This is a genomic window from Paenibacillus gallinarum (genome assembly GCF_014836635.1).
Lineage (GTDB): Bacteria > Bacillota > Bacilli > Paenibacillales > Paenibacillaceae > Paenibacillus > Paenibacillus gallinarum.
In genome coordinates this window covers 102,117-117,446 of record NZ_JACSQL010000001.1, presented here as the reverse complement: position 1 = coordinate 117,446, position 15,330 = coordinate 102,117, and the positions used below count along the sequence as shown (strand labels likewise).

Genomic DNA, 15,330 nt, shown 5'->3' with positions numbered 1-15,330 from the left:
CTTAGGGAGTGACTATCTCCGACATGACAAGCGGACCGCCGCATCTGCCGCACCGATACTTTTTAACATCTACCTTGCGCTTACGCTGATACGTTTGCCCGCACTTCTGGCAGACAAGCTTATATTTATAGGGCAGGGTTCTCCGGCCTTTTCCATCTGGCAAGGACTGACAAAAACGACTTCCCCCTACTTTTGCTAAAAGCTGTTTAAATTCAGGGTCGCGATGGCGGTAGCCCCTCCCTCGTATATGTAGATGATAATGGCATAGTTCATGCTTAATAATCTTCTCGACTTCTTCTTTGCCATAAGCCTTAAGCTGATGCGGGTTAATCTCTATTCGATGACTGCGGAGCATGTATCTGCCGCCTGTCGTGGTTAGCCTGCTGTTAAACGTGGCTTCATGCTGAAATGGAACGCCAAAACTTTCAAGTGAGATGCGCTCAATCCATGTCTGAAGTTCTTCGTTCGTCATGGAATTCATATATGCTCAGCTCTCTTTCTTTCGTTGTTTCTACTTGATTGTAAGTATACCTTGGGATACACTGTCAAGGAACCACTGACCGAACTAAAGGGGAGAAATGCACGTATGTCTAAAATGCGATACGTTATTCTGCAACACGCCGATCAGTTAGAATTTGTGGAAATGCCTTCCGATTATGCTTATCAGCTCAGCGCACTTAATCTTAGGCTGAATAAAGAGATCGATAAGCTGACCGCCGATATTGTTCCTACACTTCCTAGAGCCATTGCTGAATGTGATCAGCTGGACCTGCTGGAAGAACGCTATGCGATTACACAAGGTCTTGCCTATATTAACGATCTAGAGAAATCCTTTGCAGCTATAAAAGAAGAACACTATCCACTGATCGCCCTGTTAACCGAGATTCGTGCCCTTCAGGCACAGCTTGAACAATGGTACGAAGAAGAAGAACTTACGCTAACTCATCCACTATAAAAAACGACACAAATAACCGTTCTACATCCCTTGTAGAACGGTTATTTTCATGTGAACTGGCACAATTCGGGCTCTCTCCCCATATGCTAACGTACAGAAATGAACCTATGGAGGAGGGATTTCCCAGTGCCCCAATGGCTTAGTAACCAACTCATGCGTGCTTTCCATAAGAAAGATCGAAGGCAGATTCGGCTGCTGAACGAATGCTGGTTCTTCTATCGTAATCGCCCAGGCGCTCATCATGGTATGGCTAATGAACCTGATCTTTAAACAGCTGCCAGCCGGTGAATCAAAAATAGAACATTCTCATCATCGGCTTTTGCTGTCCTTACGAATTTTTACTGATTGTTTTGATTTGGGTCCTTCATCGTAAGAGCGACGCGGCCCTTTTTCAAATCTACGCTAAGTACCCATACCGTTACATTATCTCCTACAGATACCACATCCATTGGATGCTTTACAAAACCGTTGCTAAGCTGCGAGATATGAACTAGTCCATCACTTTTCACACCAATGTCTACAAAAGCACCGAAGTCAATTACATTACGAACGGTACCTTGCAGTTCCATTCCCGGTTCCAGATCTTCAATCTTCAGTACATCGGTACGGAAAATAGGAAGCGGCAACTCTTCACGCGGGTCACGACCCGGACGCTGTAAGTTCTCAAGAATATCGCGCAGTGTCGGCAGACCGACTTCTACTCTGTCAGCAAGTTCTTGTGCGCTTTGTTCTTCCAAGATCCGTGTCAGTTCTTCCGTTCCCAGTTTATCCAGGTCCACTTTGAGTTCTGCAAAGACCCGGTCAACTACAGAATAAGATTCCGGGTGAATTGCTGTCTTATCCAGCGGGTTATCACCTTCCGAAATACGCATAAACCCAGCACATTGTTCAAACGTCTTCGCACCTAAACGCGGTACTTTTTGCAATTCTTTACGAGAAGAAAACCTACCATGCTCTTCACGGTATTTCACAATATTTTTAGCAATTGTGGAGTTTACTCCTGCTACATAAGACAACAACGAAGGAGAAGCTGTATTCACATCGACGCCAACATGGTTAACGGCAGATTCTACTACGGCTTTCAGGCTTTCCTCCAGATGTTTTTGAGATACATCATGTTGGTATTGACCTACACCAATGGCTTTTGGATCAATCTTCACAAGTTCAGCCAGTGGATCTTGAACCCGGCGGGCAATGGAAGCAGCACTGCGCTCCGCTACGTCTAGATCAGGGAATTCTTCCTGTGCAATTTTGGAAGCGGAGTATACACTCGCCCCTGCCTCATTCACGATCAGATAAGCAAGATCTGGATCTCCGATCTCTTGCATGACTTCCGCTACAAATTGCTCGGTTTCACGGGAAGCTGTCCCGTTTCCAATGACAATCAATTCGATATCATATTTGCTGATCAGCTCTTTAAACTTAGCTAATGCTTCCTGCTTCTTATTATTCGGCGGTGTCGGATACGTTACAGCTACTTCAAGCAGTTTTCCTGTTTCGTCTACAACCGCAAGCTTACAGCCAGTCCGGTAAGCAGGATCGACACCAAGTACACGTTTATTCGGAATCGGCGGCTGCAGAAGCAAGCTGCGCAGATTACCTGAGAAGATGGAGATGGCCTGTGCTTCGCCTTTTTCCGTTAGCTCTGTACGAACTTCTCTTTCAATGGAAGGAGCGATTAGACGCTTATATGCATCCATAATTACATTTTCAAGGATGTCACTAACGACCGACGATGGTTTCAGTATCTGACGGCCAATATAGTTATGAACCGGTTCTGCATTAACATCGAGTCCAACTTTCAGTATGCCTTCACGTTCTCCGCGGTTAATTGCAAGAATTCGATGCGGCGGCATTTTTTTAGCGAGTTCACGGTAGTCATAGTAATTCTCATATACGGATTCCACATCGATATCCTTCGCTTCCGAAGTCAGCATACCGTGATCCAGTGTATATCTTCTTACCCATGAACGAATGGATGCATCATCTGCGATATTCTCAGCTAGAATATCCTTCGCTCCTTGCAGCGCCGTATCTGCACTATCTACTCCAAGCTCTTCATTCACATAACGAGCAGCTTCTTCCATTACATTTCCTTGTTTCGGCTGATTCCAGATCCACTCGGACAATGGCTCAAGCCCTTTTTCTTTCGCTACACTCGCACGGGTTTTACGTTTTTGACGATAAGGACGGTACAAATCTTCTACTTCTTGAAGTTTGACCGCTTGTTTGATTGATTTAGCTAGTTCTTCCGTCAGTTTGCCCTGCTCTTCAATAATCCGGATAACTTCCACTTTGCGATCTTCTAGATTACGAAGGTAGATCGTTCTTTCTTCAATCAGACGCAGCTCATTCTCGTCCAGCTCGCCTGTCATTTCTTTACGGTACCTAGCTATAAAAGGAATGGTATTCCCTTCGTTCAACAAGGACACGGTTGTTCTTACCTGTTTAAGTGAGAGCGAAAGTTCTTTAGCGACCTGATTAACAATACGCTCTTCCTGTTCTTTCTTCAGTTTCTCATCGTTCACTTCAACTGCGGATAGCTCTGACAAAAAAATCCCTCTTTCTTCTATGGATTACCCGCTCTGATTCCGTTGCAAGATGAACTCTGCAATGACAAACTTCGCTAACGAAAATAGCCGCTACGTACACAAATGATTCCATGACCGCTGTTGTAATTGGAGTTTTTTTAATCATATTAATCTGTGGTATAACTCCAATCACAAAGGCGGACGCTTCGCTTCTCGGAATTCATTTGTTACTCCGCTACCGCCAGCACCGTAACACTGCATTTACAAAATCATGCAAAAGAATAAGAGACGTCCAATTTCTTTTTTTTAATTAAAGCACATATTTTTTAGGTTAGTTCGAAGTTGCTGGTATAATACCTGCACTTCGATTTCTATTTATTTTAGAATACGCCCCGGAAAAGTATATCGTACACGAAATCTGTCTGTCTCATCCAGCATCTCCGGGTCCCTATGTCACCACCTCAGGCGGGATGTATCTTATTATCACAGAACTTCGGCTCAATTTCCACTTTTGGAGCGCCAAATTACTGTATTTACGGCAAAAAAAGACTGCAGCAGCGTACCCTAAGGCAGCTTTTGCAGTCTTTCCTGTTAAACGATTACGAAAACGAACTATACGCGTCTGAAACGGTACATCTCGCTATGATAATCTCCCACTTTATTTCCTACGGAAATACCGGCATACATCAGGGCATCCCCGCTGTATACACCTTCTCCGTCTACAGCTGCATAGTCACGTTCAGGATCAAGTCCTTTCAGCTTCAGACGCTGCAGCGGAGCATTCGGTTCGGACAGTACACGGAAGTAGAATACGACCACATCTTCACCATCTGGTGAGACAAACATCCATGCCGCTTCGTTTCCTTCAAATGGGTTCAATAGGCGATGGAATACCCCAAATTGTACGGTCTTACGAATCTCTTTGTACAAGGCAACCTGTTCCTGCACCGTTTTCTTATCATTCTCATCGAATAACGTCAGATCCAGTTCGTATCCAAAATTACCGGACATCGCCACATGACCACGGGTTTCCAGAGAGGTACTCCGGCCAACCTGATGATTAGGGACAGCTGAGATATGAGAACCCATGGAGCTAATCGGATAAACAAGACTTGTACCGTATTGAATCTTCATACGTGATACGGCATCGGTATTATCGCTTGTCCATGTTTGCGGCATGTAGTACAGCATTCCTGGGTCAAATCTGCCTCCGCCACCGGAACAGCTTTCAAACAAAATGTGCGGGAACTTCGAAGTAATCCGCTCCATCACATCATACAAACCGAGTATATAGCGGTGAGCTGTTTCTTTCTGTTTTTCTGGTGGCAACAAAGCGGAACCAACTTCTGTCATGTTTCGATTCATATCCCATTTTACGTACGTGATCGGAGCACTTGCCAAAATATCCGATACCATACGAACGATTTCGTCTTGCACATCTTTACGGGACATATCGAGAACGAGCTGCTCTCTGCCTTCTGTACGGCGGCGATTTGGGATATGCAAGCACCAATCCGGATGATTACGGTAAAGCTCACTATCTGGTGATACCATCTCTGGTTCAAACCACAGGCCAAACTGCATACCCGTCTCTGTTACACGCCCCACCAGGTTGTCCAATCCTTCAGGCAGCTTGTTTTTATCAACAAACCAATCGCCTAATGAAGAATTATCACTATCCCGATGTCCAAACCAACCATCATCAAGAACGAACAATTCAATACCAAGTTCTTGCCCGGCGCGAGCAATGTTCTCAATCTTGTCCGCTGTAAAGTTAAAATAAGTCGCTTCCCAGTTATTAACGAGAATCGGGCGTTCCTGATCGCGGTGTTGCCCTCTTGCCAGACGCTCACGGTATAATTTGTGATACGTTTGAGACATTTTGCCAAGACCTTCGTCAGAGTAAACCATAACCACTTCCGGTGTCTGGAAAGCCTCGCCTGGCTCAAGAATCCAGCCAAATTCAAACGGATTAATGCCAAGGGACAAACGTGTGGTTTGGAACTGATCCACTTCTGCCTGTGCTACGAAATTACCGCTGTAAACAAGACTGAATCCATAGACTTCACCAGTATCTTCTGTTGCATTCGGACTTAATAGAGCCGCAAACGGATTCTGCTGATGACTGCTGGAACCTCTGCGACTTTCTACACTTTGATTGCCAAAGGTAAGCGGTTTGCGGACAATATTCCGTTCTCTAATCCAAGCTCCTGAAAGCTGCAGCCACTCGTAGTTCGCATGAGGGAAATCAATACTTGCACTTAAAGCGCGTACAATTTCGTTTGTAGCATCCCCTATATTTATAATTCGTGCGGAACGTGTAATCGCATCGTACTCATGAAATGCGGTATAAGTCAGTTCTAATTGGATTCCTGCTACGGAATCTTCAAGTTCCACAATGAGGGTATCCGCTTCGGTATCCTGCTCCGTATAAGTCGCTGGCAGTCCCGATAATGCAGGTTTACCGTTTATAATTCGGTGATTTTTGTACAAAAACTCAGTTACCGTTGAACCGTTCGGCTGACGTAGCTGAAAAGCCGGAGAGCGGAAATCGCTCGTCCCATATACCGGATACTCCTGAGGCAAAGTATCAAAAGAAATCGTCCGATCTTCTGGGACGGGATTCGGGCTGAACGAACATCGCTCCTCACGTACATGAATCCATGCGAAATCGTTATCGCGTAATCTTTTACCATAATATATTTGAGTCAAATGACCTGTAGGCAATGCCTGAAATACATAACTAGCACTCTTGGTTTGCAGGTGGAAAATCCGTTTATCTTCGTTATAAAAAATCGCCATGTTGTGATTCACTCCCATGTCTATTTAATAGCGCTTTCAAAAATGAAATGTGAAAATTGCTGATCCTCTTCACAGTATAGAATCGGTTGATTTTAAATGCAATGTACTATCTTCGTCTTCTGATTCCATCTTCATCTAAAATAAATACTAAAACGTTAATTTTACACAAAAGAGATATCTAAACATAACAAAAAGAGCGAACAGTACTGCAATACTGTTCGCTCCTTATGCTCACTAGAAATCAATTAAACCTAGGCTGATCTGTAACGATTCATTAACAAGCTTCATCGTCTCGTCATCCAGATGCGTAATCTTATCTGTAAGACGCTGCTTATCAATGGTCCGAATCTGCTCAAGCAGAACGACAGAATCTCGGTCAAAACCATGCGCTTCGGCATCAATTTCTACGTGGGTCGGCAATTTCGCCTTCTGAATCTGTGCCGTAATGGCAGCTACGATGCAGGTTGGGCTAAACCGATTGCCGATATCATTCTGGATCACAAGCACCGGTCTGACTCCCCCTTGCTCGGAACCAACAACGGGTGAAAGATCCGCAAAAAATACGTCTCCGCGTTTTACGATCAATGTTTACACCCCGCTCACTAAGCGGCCCAGAATGCTGTCTGCATCATCCTCCGCGTGAAAGGCTTCGGAAGCCATGGTCAAATTAATTTTGGCCATTTCCATGTAGCCGCGCTGCATGGTTTCTCTAATGTAACGCTTCTTGCGCTCCATCAGGTACAGCTTCATAGCCTGCCTAATAAATTCACTGCGGTTCGAATTTTCCATTGCTACGATACCATCAACTTCCTGCAAAAGATGATCGGGTAAACTGATCATAATCCGTTTGGTGTTCTGTACATTGGTCAAGTCTCTTCCACCCCCACACAAAACCTACGCCACTGTAAACCAGTATAACGTTATTTCAGGAAATTTATACAAGAGGATATATATGCCCCGCGTATATCAAGTATGCATTACTCATTATAAACGGAATGAACTGATACGTACATCATCCATTTTAAGATATCTACACAATTCGCGGGTTTTAGACGAAATCCTCTTTCCTTCACAGAAATTTCACGAAACTTAGGATAACAGCGCGTTAACGTGAGCGATGACCTTTCCATCCCGGATATAAACTCGCGGGACACGATTCGCAATCATGCACAGAACTTCATAGTTAATCGTATCAATCTTCGATGCCAGCTCGTCGGCAGTAATTGTACTGCCCATTTGCTGACCGATGAGAACAACCTCTTCACCAGCTTTAATATCTTCTTTATACGTTAACGTTTGCAAAGACACCATACACTGATCCATACAAATGGTACCAACGACCGGGACGCGGTGGCCGCGTATTAAAACTTCTGCTTTACCGGTTAGCATACGTGAGTAACCATCTGCATAACCGATCGGAAGGGTTCCAATCCTTTCTTCTTCTGAAGAATAATACTTGGTTCCGTAACTAATGCCCCAATGTTCAGGAACATTTTTTACATAAACAATCTTTGTTTTTAGTGACAGCACTGGGAGTAAATGCACGCTCTGCTTATCTACCTCATCTGATGGATATAGTCCGTACAGGCTAATTCCTACCCGCACCATATTCAGCGAAAGAGAGGGAGTATCAATAGCAGCAGCGCTATTACCCGTATGTATGATCGGGAGCTTGCAACCTGATTCCCGCAGCGCGCTAATCACATCCATGAACCGTTGATATTGCATCAGTGTATAGTCTTTGTTTTCTTCATCCGCTTTGGCAAAATGGGTATATGCCCCTTCGAGTTCTACATAAGGAAGACATGACAGGCGACTTGCTGCCTGCTTTGCGTCTTCTACCGTAATCACTCCAAGACGCCCCATCCCACTGTCAATCTTGAGATGCACTTTCAGCTTGCGTATATCTTCGGAAGGATCAAGTTTTTCGATACTTGTGATAACTTCCTCACTAAATACCGTTACCGTAATATCATGACGATATGCAGTCTCTATCCCTTCCGGTGGTGTATATCCCAGTATAAGTATCGGTGTGTTTATCCCTGCTTTACGCAGTTCTAGGGCTTCGTCAAGAAAAGCAACGTTGAGATAGTCAACTCCTATCCTTTCAAGTTCCTTCGACATCTCTACAGCACCATGACCGTAAGCATTCGCCTTAACACAAGCACTGAATAACACATCTTCTGGCAAACTCTTGCGAAATACATTCACATTATGTCTTAAATGATCCAAGTTAATTTCAGCTTGGGTCGGGCGATACTGTCCTTCCACCCTCAGTCACCTTCCCTGATTTTAATTCCTACCTAACAATAAACTAATGGTATGCGAGAGAAAGTCGACTGTCAAATGCCTTTGGCTAAGGTATTTGATTCCTGTAAGGAATAGGAATTACATTTATTGCTATATTCGACGTCAAACCCCATTTTGCCTACAATCTGCGGATAAAAAAGAGGCGAACAGCCGTGTAATTTACGAAGAAAAGCTTCGTAAATATTCGGTATCCGCCTGTCTCAACTATTATTTACCCGATTGGTCCTGCATAGAAGCGGCGATTTGTACCATTTCTGCTACTGGTAGGTTATCGCTAGTAATACGGTACTCCATTCCTTCATCAAACCATGTCAACGTCTGAGGTAATTCTGTGGTCATCATACCAATCGTAAAGCCAAGATCTACAGGTGTTGTTGCAGCATAGGAAGAGGCCCTGTCTTGTGGTCTTGCTTCAATAATAGTGTAGTCATAGGTTCCTTCGAAACGTAACATGACTGCATAATCATCTTCCGTTTCCATAATCGTCGGCTCGCCTTTCATGTTTACCCCATTCGGAAGATATGTTGGTTCGATGACTCCAAAGTCTCCCAGATTACTTGATGCTCCTTCTTCCGCACTCGCACTGTCATCCGGATTCACTTCTCCCCCAACCTCGTCACCTGGCTGCCCTAGTTCAGGCTGATCGGAAACGTCTACTCCAGGATCCTGCTCTTCAGGAGCAGATACTTCCGGTGTATTCACATCTTCATTAATCGTAGGGGTGCTGCCTGCTTCCGGAGCTTGAGCCTCTCCATTACCAGCCGACATGTTCTTCTGCATATCAAAAGAATCTTTTTCAAACTTTGCACCAAATTCAAATGTATCAAATTTTACATCAACAACAACGTTAGCGTTGGCATCCGATACAGCAACATGTTTTGGCGAATAATTTTCTTTGTCCAGCCAAATCTTCTGACGAACTAGCGAATGAGTATTGTAATTGGCAGCTACGTCAAACACATAACTGTCTTCTTCATCTGCGAATTGACGGGCATTATCGCCAATAATACTGCGGACAAGGGTTTCATATAAATAGACTTGACCCTGATCGTCCGGCCAGTTGCTTTGGAACCGGAAACTTTTATTCAGGCTCGGTGTTAAAACAAATACGCCATCATCATTACGTAGCACAATTTGTGTGATGTTTTTCTTAGCATTCGTTAATGCAATACGATAATAAGAAGGTTTTTGATGCGATACTTCTACTTTGTACTCCTGTGGTGTTTCTCCAGAATAAAGTGTCATTACACCCGAACCTTTGTAACTTTCTAGCTCTCCTACGACCTCGTTCAAATCTTTTACTACTGACTCTGCATCCTTTGGTCCACAAGCCGTAAGCAGACCTGAAAAGCACAGTACCATGGCAATAATCCATGATATCCGGCGCATGACATCATCCCCTTTAACACTGTTTTCGACTGATTGATACATGTTTATGAGGGACTTGTTCGATTTATGCAGACTGGCCTGACAAGCTGGAGAAATGAATATTTAAAATGGATTGAAACACACAAAAAAAGCCTCAACCTTCTGCGGTAGAAAGTGAGACTTATCATGAACTCAACGGTTACTTATCCGATTCCTCTTTAGGAACAAGCTGAAAAATTTCTTCCGATTCCATGGCATCGATTAAACGGTTCAGCCACTTGTAATAAGCTACGGCTCCCTCCATCTTTTTCTTATCTCTAGATAGGATCTCGTAAAGTTTTTCATCTTCAACATGCTCTTTTAAAAGCCTATTCAATTCTTCGATTGCTTTTCTAAATGAAAGAAGATTACTCTCTGCTGCTTGTCTCCATTTAATAGTGAAATAATCCATAAAGGTCTGATGCCAGTCATATTCCACTTCATACTGATCCTTACGAGAGCCTTTACTCCATACCTTATTTACCATTTGAAGATCAAGAAGATTACGTACACTCGTGCTCATGCTGGTCTTACTCATTTCCATTTCTCTTCCCATATCATCAAGCGTCATGGGTTGATTCGCAAAAAAGAGAAGTCCATATAGATGGCCAGCAGAAGAAGTGAGTCCGTACAATTCCATATTTTTACCCACGGTTTGAATGACACGCTTACGAATATTCATTACTTTTAATTGTTGTTCTTCATTTAATTGGTCCAAGCTCATGCTTGTAACCTCCCATTCTACCCTTAATCCTACATTTATAAAAACGCTTACTGTTCAAATAAATAACTGAAATATTCTCACTCGCTTGGTTCGAATAACCAGAATCATAAAAGAATTACATTAAGGACAATCTATAAAGCAAATTAATAAATCGATAAAATAGATCACATTTTTTGTTAAATGTCATGATCTATTTTAAAAAAAGCAATATAAAAAGTAAAGATGTCTTATGCGTAGCTATTCCTCAATAAATGAAGAATACTCAAGAAAATATGCGTATTTTCCGAATATTCAATCCGTACAGTTTTTACTGTACAAACTTAACATACGGAATGTACAATTGAAAGTATAGAACCATTTTGTTACAATAGCAAAGGCAAATGTTTAAATTAAGTGAAATAAAGCTTATATCGTTATAGAAAAAGGGGTGTAAAGATAAGCATGACCATACTAGAAGTGAAAAATGTAAGTAAGCTGTTTGGTCCTAATGCTCAAGAGGGAGTTAAGCTTCTTGAACAAGGTTGGGATAAAAAGCGCTTGGCTAAAGAGAAAAATATTACGGTTGGCGTAAATCAAGTCAACATGGACATCAAGCAGGGAGAAATCTTCGTAATTATGGGGCTCTCTGGTAGTGGTAAATCCACACTTGTACGAATGCTCAACCGCTTGATTGAACCTACTTCAGGAGAAATTCTCGTTCACGGGAAAGATCTTCGTAAAATGAACAAAGAGCAGCTGCGAAAAGTTCGCCGCGAAACCATCAGCATGGTATTCCAAAGCTTTGCTCTTCTACCTCACCGCACTGTACTCGATAACGTCGAATATGGTTTGGAGATTCAAAAAGTAGATAAAGCGATACGCAGAGAAAAAGCAAAAGAAGCTCTTGAGCTGGTAGGACTTAAAGGTTGGGAAGATAAACTTCCAAGCGAACTCAGCGGCGGGATGCAACAGCGTGTCGGTCTTGCACGAGCCCTTGCTAATGATCCAGAAGTACTGCTTATGGACGAAGCGTTCAGCGCACTTGATCCACTTATTCGCCGTGACATGCAAGATGAGCTCTTAGAGCTGCAAGAACGCATGCAAAAAACAATTATCTTCATTACGCATGATCTGGACGAGGCTCTTCGTATTGGAGACCGAATTGCGCTGATGAAAGACGGTTCTGTTGAACAAATTGGCACACCGGAAGAAATTATGATTCAGCCTGCTAACTCATTTGTCGCTCGTTTCGTCGAGGATGTGGACTTATCTAAAGTACTCACTGCTTCTCACGTCATGCTCCGACCAGAGACCATTACACTCGATCGCGGCCCTCGTGTAGCACTTGAGCTGATGCGTGAACGTGGTATATCTAATCTGTTTGTCATCGACCGTACTAAAAAACTGCTCGGTGTTATCACTGCGGAAGATGCTGTTCAGGCCTTTAAAGACGGAAAAACATTACAAGATATTCTCATTACAGACGGACCTCAAGTACCGCCTGAAACGATGATGAATGATCTATTTGAAATTACAAGCTCTGCCAAAGTTCCTGTAGCCGTAGTAGGCGACAATGGAAGAATCGTAGGCGTTATCGTAAGAGGCGCACTGCTCGGAGCCCTTGGCGGCGAAGTTACAACGAAGGAGGAACCATCTCATGCCGAAGTTACCCATAGCTGAGTGGACAGATGCCGCAGTTAATTGGCTAAATGACTCACTCTCCGGATTCTTCGGCGTCATTTCGACTATTATCGAAAGTGTCGTCGGATTTTTCTCGGGGCTGTTTTTGTTGCCCCACCCTTTTCTTTTTATTATCATTTTTGGTGTTCTTGCTTATATACTCGGAAAATGGAAACTTACCGCATTCACGGTAATTGGCTTCCTGCTCATCTATAACCTAGGTTACTGGACGCAATCCATGGATACACTGGGACTCGTCGTAACGTCAGGGATTGTATCCGTCGTGATCGGTGTACCCCTTGGTATTCTGTCGGCGTATAGCCGCGGCGTGGAAAGAGTGGTTACTCCGATCCTCGATCTAATGCAGACGATGCCTGCGTTCGTATACCTGCTTCCAGCCGTTACTTTCTTTAGTCTGGGTGTTGTACCGGGTGTTATTGCATCTGTTATTTTCTCCATCCCGCCAACGATTCGTATGACACATCTTGGTATCCGCCAAGTGTCCACGGAACTTGTCGAAGCGGCTGACGCTTTTGGTTCAACTTCAACTCAGAAGCTATTTAAAGTGCAGCTTCCGCTAGCCATGCCAACACTAATGAGTGGTGTTAACCAAACCATTATGTTGTCACTATCCATGGTCGTAATCGCGTCAATGATTGGGGCACAAGGTATTGGTGCTGAGGTATACCGTGCAGTTGGACAACTTCAGATTGGTAAAGGATTTGAAGCAGGGCTCGTCGTTGTTGTACTCGCGATCGTGCTCGACCGTTTCTCGCAAAATCTGGTAGGTAAGCCAGGGAAGAAGAAACACAGCCGCTTTACTTCGAAACAGCGGATCTGGATGATCTCGGCTGCTACAGCTATTGTACTTATCGCTGGTTTTTCTCAGTATTTTGTAGGTAATAATGCTGCTGATGGTGCAGAACGCAACGCAGTTGGCGAAGAAGTAAATTATCAGATTGTGGGTATTGACCCTGGTGCCGGTATCATGACTTCTACAAAACAAGCACTGGAAGATTATGATCTGACAGATTGGACGCTTGTGGAAGGTTCCAGTTCCGCAATGACAGCGATGCTGGAGAAAGCACTGAAGAATGAAGAGCCTATTATCATAACGGGCTGGACTCCGCACTGGATGTTCAACAAATATGATCTGAAATTCCTTGAAGATCCGCTTAAATCTTATGGAGAAGCAGAAGAAATTCGTACGATTGTCCGTAAAGGACTCAAAGAAGATCATCCGACAGCCTACGAGTTCTTGGATCGCTTCAACTGGACTGCTGAAGAGATGGCTGAAATGATGATTGCTATCCAGGACGGCTCCGATCCACAGCAAGCGGCAAAAGAATGGGCTGAAGCTCATAAAGACAAAGTCGCTGAGTGGACAAAAGGTCTCCGGTCTTCGAATGGTGAGACATTAAAACTTAGCTATGTAGCTTGGGACTCCGAAATCGCAAGCACAAATCTCGTGGAATATATTCTCGAAGAGGAACTTGGTTACAATGTAACTTCCCTTCAAGTAGAGATGGGTCCAATGTGGACTGGTGTCGCAGCTGGAGATGTGGATGCAACCCTGGCAGCATGGATGCCTGTCACTTCCGCAGCATACTACGATCGTTACATTGACAAAGTCGAAGATGTTGGTGTGAATATGGAAGGTGCAAAAACAGGACTTACTGTTCCAGCTTACATGGATGTCGACTCCATTGAAGATTTGAAATAAATCTTTTAATTATAAAAAGCATTTCAACAAAAAAACCGTAACCCTTATCTACTGGGTTACGGTTTTTTTGTTATATTATCTTGCTCATGCTTCATTATCAGCCCATTACCCTAATTTTCTCTTCCAATACTGCGCGTCTGTTTAACCACCTGATGTCCATATACAGAGAAAGATCCGGCTAGAATCCCCTGCACGACTGAATCCGGAGACCAGCCCAGCATCCAGACTGTAAGCAGTACAGCAACAATAACAACGAAATATACAATGGTCCAATCCGGTATAGCCGGCGTAGATTTAAGAATAAATCCCACGACCCAACAAGCGGCTACCACCCCAACTAGACGCGGGTCAATAAGATCCCAGATCACACTCCACTCCACATCGCCCACTCCCCTCTTTTCTGCATTTTGAGATATAAAGTTATGTATGCAGAATAGTGGACGAACAGTACCTGCAGTAGAAATGTTTACAAATAAAAAGCCATCCCTTCATCCGAAGATAAAGGAATGGCTGAAACTAGGTAGAAACTTAGCCGAAGAATTTAATGCGCTCATCCAGCGATTTGAATTCTTTGTCGCCAGCTGGTTGTGCAATACCACCGAACGGCATTTGAGCACGAAGTTTCCAAGATTCAGGAACGTTCCACTCGTTAGCAATTCTTTCGTCAACCAGTGGGTTATAATGTTGCAAGGAAGCGCCGACCCCTTCTGTAGCAAAAGCAGTCCATACTGCGAATTGGTGCATACCAGAAGTTTGTTCAGACCAGATTGGGAAGTTCTCTGCATATGCAGGGAATGCTTCTTGCAAGCCAGCTATAACCGCTTGATCTTCGAAGAACAATACGGTACCATAAGCACCTTTAAACATATCCATTTTTTGCTGAGTTCCGGAGAAGTCTGCATCGCCCATAACTGCTTTCAGTACTTCTGTTGTCATGTCCCACAATTTTTCGTGTTCGCCTTTGAAAAGAACCACAACGCGAGTGGATTGGGAGTTGAATGAAGATGGTACGTGTTTTACTGCATGCTCAACGATTTCTTTAATACGATCGTCAGACACCTTTACTTCTTTGTTAAGTGCATATACGGAACGGCGTGTTTCTACTGCTTCAAAAAAATTCATAATAAATTTCCTCCTATTAATTGAATATAATGTATTTATATTTTTCAAAGGATCCTGTAAAGGGTCTATCGATTCTCCAACGATAAAATCTTTGCAG

14 protein-coding genes are annotated in these 15,330 nt (G+C 43.5%); 4 read left to right on the top strand and 10 right to left on the bottom strand.

Features of this window, described 5'->3' with window-relative positions; genetic code table 11:
* Position 1: 1 nt before the first annotated feature.
* The gene (locus H9647_RS00515; protein WP_191797201.1) at positions 2 to 472 is read right to left on the bottom strand and encodes a SprT family protein; all 471 of its coding nucleotides are present in this window, start codon (positions 470 to 472) and stop codon (positions 2 to 4) included.
* A 114-nt stretch (positions 473 to 586) separates the two neighbouring features.
* Here H9647_RS00515 and H9647_RS00510 point away from each other — a divergent pair, with 114 nt between their 5' ends.
* Positions 587 to 955 (top strand): hydrolase/acyltransferase, encoded by a 369-nt coding sequence (locus H9647_RS00510; protein WP_191797199.1) that lies wholly within the window; start codon positions 587 to 589, stop codon positions 953 to 955.
* A 126-nt stretch (positions 956 to 1,081) separates the two neighbouring features.
* Positions 1,082 to 1,225, top strand: a complete 144-nt coding sequence (gene cmpA / locus H9647_RS00505) for a cortex morphogenetic protein CmpA (RefSeq protein WP_191797197.1) — start codon at positions 1,082 to 1,084, stop codon at positions 1,223 to 1,225.
* 68 nt (positions 1,226 to 1,293) lie between these two features.
* On the opposite strand, the gene H9647_RS00500 is transcribed toward cmpA, so the two are convergent.
* The 7 genes from H9647_RS00500 to H9647_RS00470 all read right to left on the bottom strand — a co-directional run bounded on the left by H9647_RS00500 (position 1,294) and on the right by H9647_RS00470 (position 10,729).
* A complete protein-coding gene (locus H9647_RS00500) occupies positions 1,294 to 3,507 on the bottom strand; it encodes a Tex family protein (RefSeq protein WP_191797195.1) in 2,214 nt (737 codons plus the stop codon).
* 591 nt (positions 3,508 to 4,098) lie between these two features.
* On the bottom strand, positions 4,099 to 6,288 hold the full coding sequence (locus H9647_RS00495) for an alpha-galactosidase (protein ID WP_191797193.1): 2,190 nt from the start codon (positions 6,286 to 6,288) through the stop codon (positions 4,099 to 4,101).
* A 234-nt stretch (positions 6,289 to 6,522) separates the two neighbouring features.
* Positions 6,523 to 6,873, bottom strand: a complete 351-nt coding sequence (locus H9647_RS00490; RefSeq protein ID WP_160032284.1) for a type II toxin-antitoxin system PemK/MazF family toxin — start codon at positions 6,871 to 6,873, stop codon at positions 6,523 to 6,525.
* Positions 6,874 to 6,876: 3 nt separating this feature from the next.
* Positions 6,877 to 7,158: a CopG family ribbon-helix-helix protein gene (locus tag H9647_RS00485; protein WP_191797191.1), complete on the bottom strand. Its 282-nt coding sequence runs from the start codon at positions 7,156 to 7,158 to the stop codon at positions 6,877 to 6,879.
* Between the two features lie 219 nt (positions 7,159 to 7,377).
* Positions 7,378 to 8,559 (bottom strand): alanine racemase, encoded by a 1,182-nt coding sequence (alr, locus tag H9647_RS00480; RefSeq protein ID WP_191797189.1) that lies wholly within the window; start codon positions 8,557 to 8,559, stop codon positions 7,378 to 7,380.
* 246 nt (positions 8,560 to 8,805) lie between these two features.
* Positions 8,806 to 9,987 carry a LolA family protein gene (locus tag H9647_RS00475; RefSeq protein ID WP_191798585.1) on the bottom strand — a complete coding sequence of 394 codons (1,182 nt, stop codon included), beginning with the start codon at positions 9,985 to 9,987 and terminating at the stop codon, positions 8,806 to 8,808.
* Between the two features lie 178 nt (positions 9,988 to 10,165).
* Positions 10,166 to 10,729, bottom strand: a complete 564-nt coding sequence (locus H9647_RS00470; RefSeq protein ID WP_191797187.1) for a GbsR/MarR family transcriptional regulator — start codon at positions 10,727 to 10,729, stop codon at positions 10,166 to 10,168.
* 441 nt (positions 10,730 to 11,170) lie between these two features.
* Between H9647_RS00470 and H9647_RS00465 the strand changes: the two genes are divergently transcribed.
* Positions 11,171 to 12,388: a quaternary amine ABC transporter ATP-binding protein gene (locus tag H9647_RS00465; RefSeq protein ID WP_191797185.1), complete on the top strand. Its 1,218-nt coding sequence runs from the start codon at positions 11,171 to 11,173 to the stop codon at positions 12,386 to 12,388.
* Positions 12,366 to 14,111 (top strand): glycine betaine ABC transporter substrate-binding protein, encoded by a 1,746-nt coding sequence (locus H9647_RS00460; protein WP_191797183.1) that lies wholly within the window; start codon positions 12,366 to 12,368, stop codon positions 14,109 to 14,111. The genes H9647_RS00465 and H9647_RS00460 overlap by 23 nt, the downstream gene beginning before the upstream one ends.
* Positions 14,112 to 14,221: 110 nt before the next feature.
* On the opposite strand, the gene H9647_RS00455 is transcribed toward H9647_RS00460, so the two are convergent.
* Positions 14,222 to 14,491, bottom strand: a complete 270-nt coding sequence (locus H9647_RS00455) for a phage holin family protein (protein ID WP_191797181.1) — start codon at positions 14,489 to 14,491, stop codon at positions 14,222 to 14,224.
* Between the two features lie 148 nt (positions 14,492 to 14,639).
* The gene (locus H9647_RS00450; protein WP_191797179.1) at positions 14,640 to 15,233 is read right to left on the bottom strand and encodes a nitroreductase family protein; all 594 of its coding nucleotides are present in this window, start codon (positions 15,231 to 15,233) and stop codon (positions 14,640 to 14,642) included.
* Positions 15,234 to 15,330: the final 97 nt, after the last annotated feature.

Bases quoted from the DNA above. Each gene is read 5' to 3' on its own strand.
- H9647_RS00515 (WP_191797201.1), bottom strand. From the start codon at position 472: ATGACGAACGAAGAACTTCAGACATGGATTGAGCGCATCTCACTTGAA.
- H9647_RS00510 (WP_191797199.1), top strand. From the start codon at position 587: ATGTCTAAAATGCGATACGTTATTCTGCAACACGCCGATCAGTTAGAA.
- H9647_RS00495 (WP_191797193.1), bottom strand. From the start codon at position 6,288: ATGGCGATTTTTTATAACGAAGATAAACGGATTTTCCACCTGCAAACC.
- H9647_RS00475 (WP_191798585.1), bottom strand. From the start codon at position 9,987: ATGCGCCGGATATCATGGATTATTGCCATGGTACTGTGCTTTTCAGGT.
- H9647_RS00470 (WP_191797187.1), bottom strand. From the start codon at position 10,729: ATGAGCTTGGACCAATTAAATGAAGAACAACAATTAAAAGTAATGAAT.
- H9647_RS00465 (WP_191797185.1), top strand. From the start codon at position 11,171: ATGACCATACTAGAAGTGAAAAATGTAAGTAAGCTGTTTGGTCCTAAT.
- H9647_RS00460 (WP_191797183.1), top strand. From the start codon at position 12,366: ATGCCGAAGTTACCCATAGCTGAGTGGACAGATGCCGCAGTTAATTGG.
- H9647_RS00450 (WP_191797179.1), bottom strand. From the start codon at position 15,233: ATGAATTTTTTTGAAGCAGTAGAAACACGCCGTTCCGTATATGCACTT.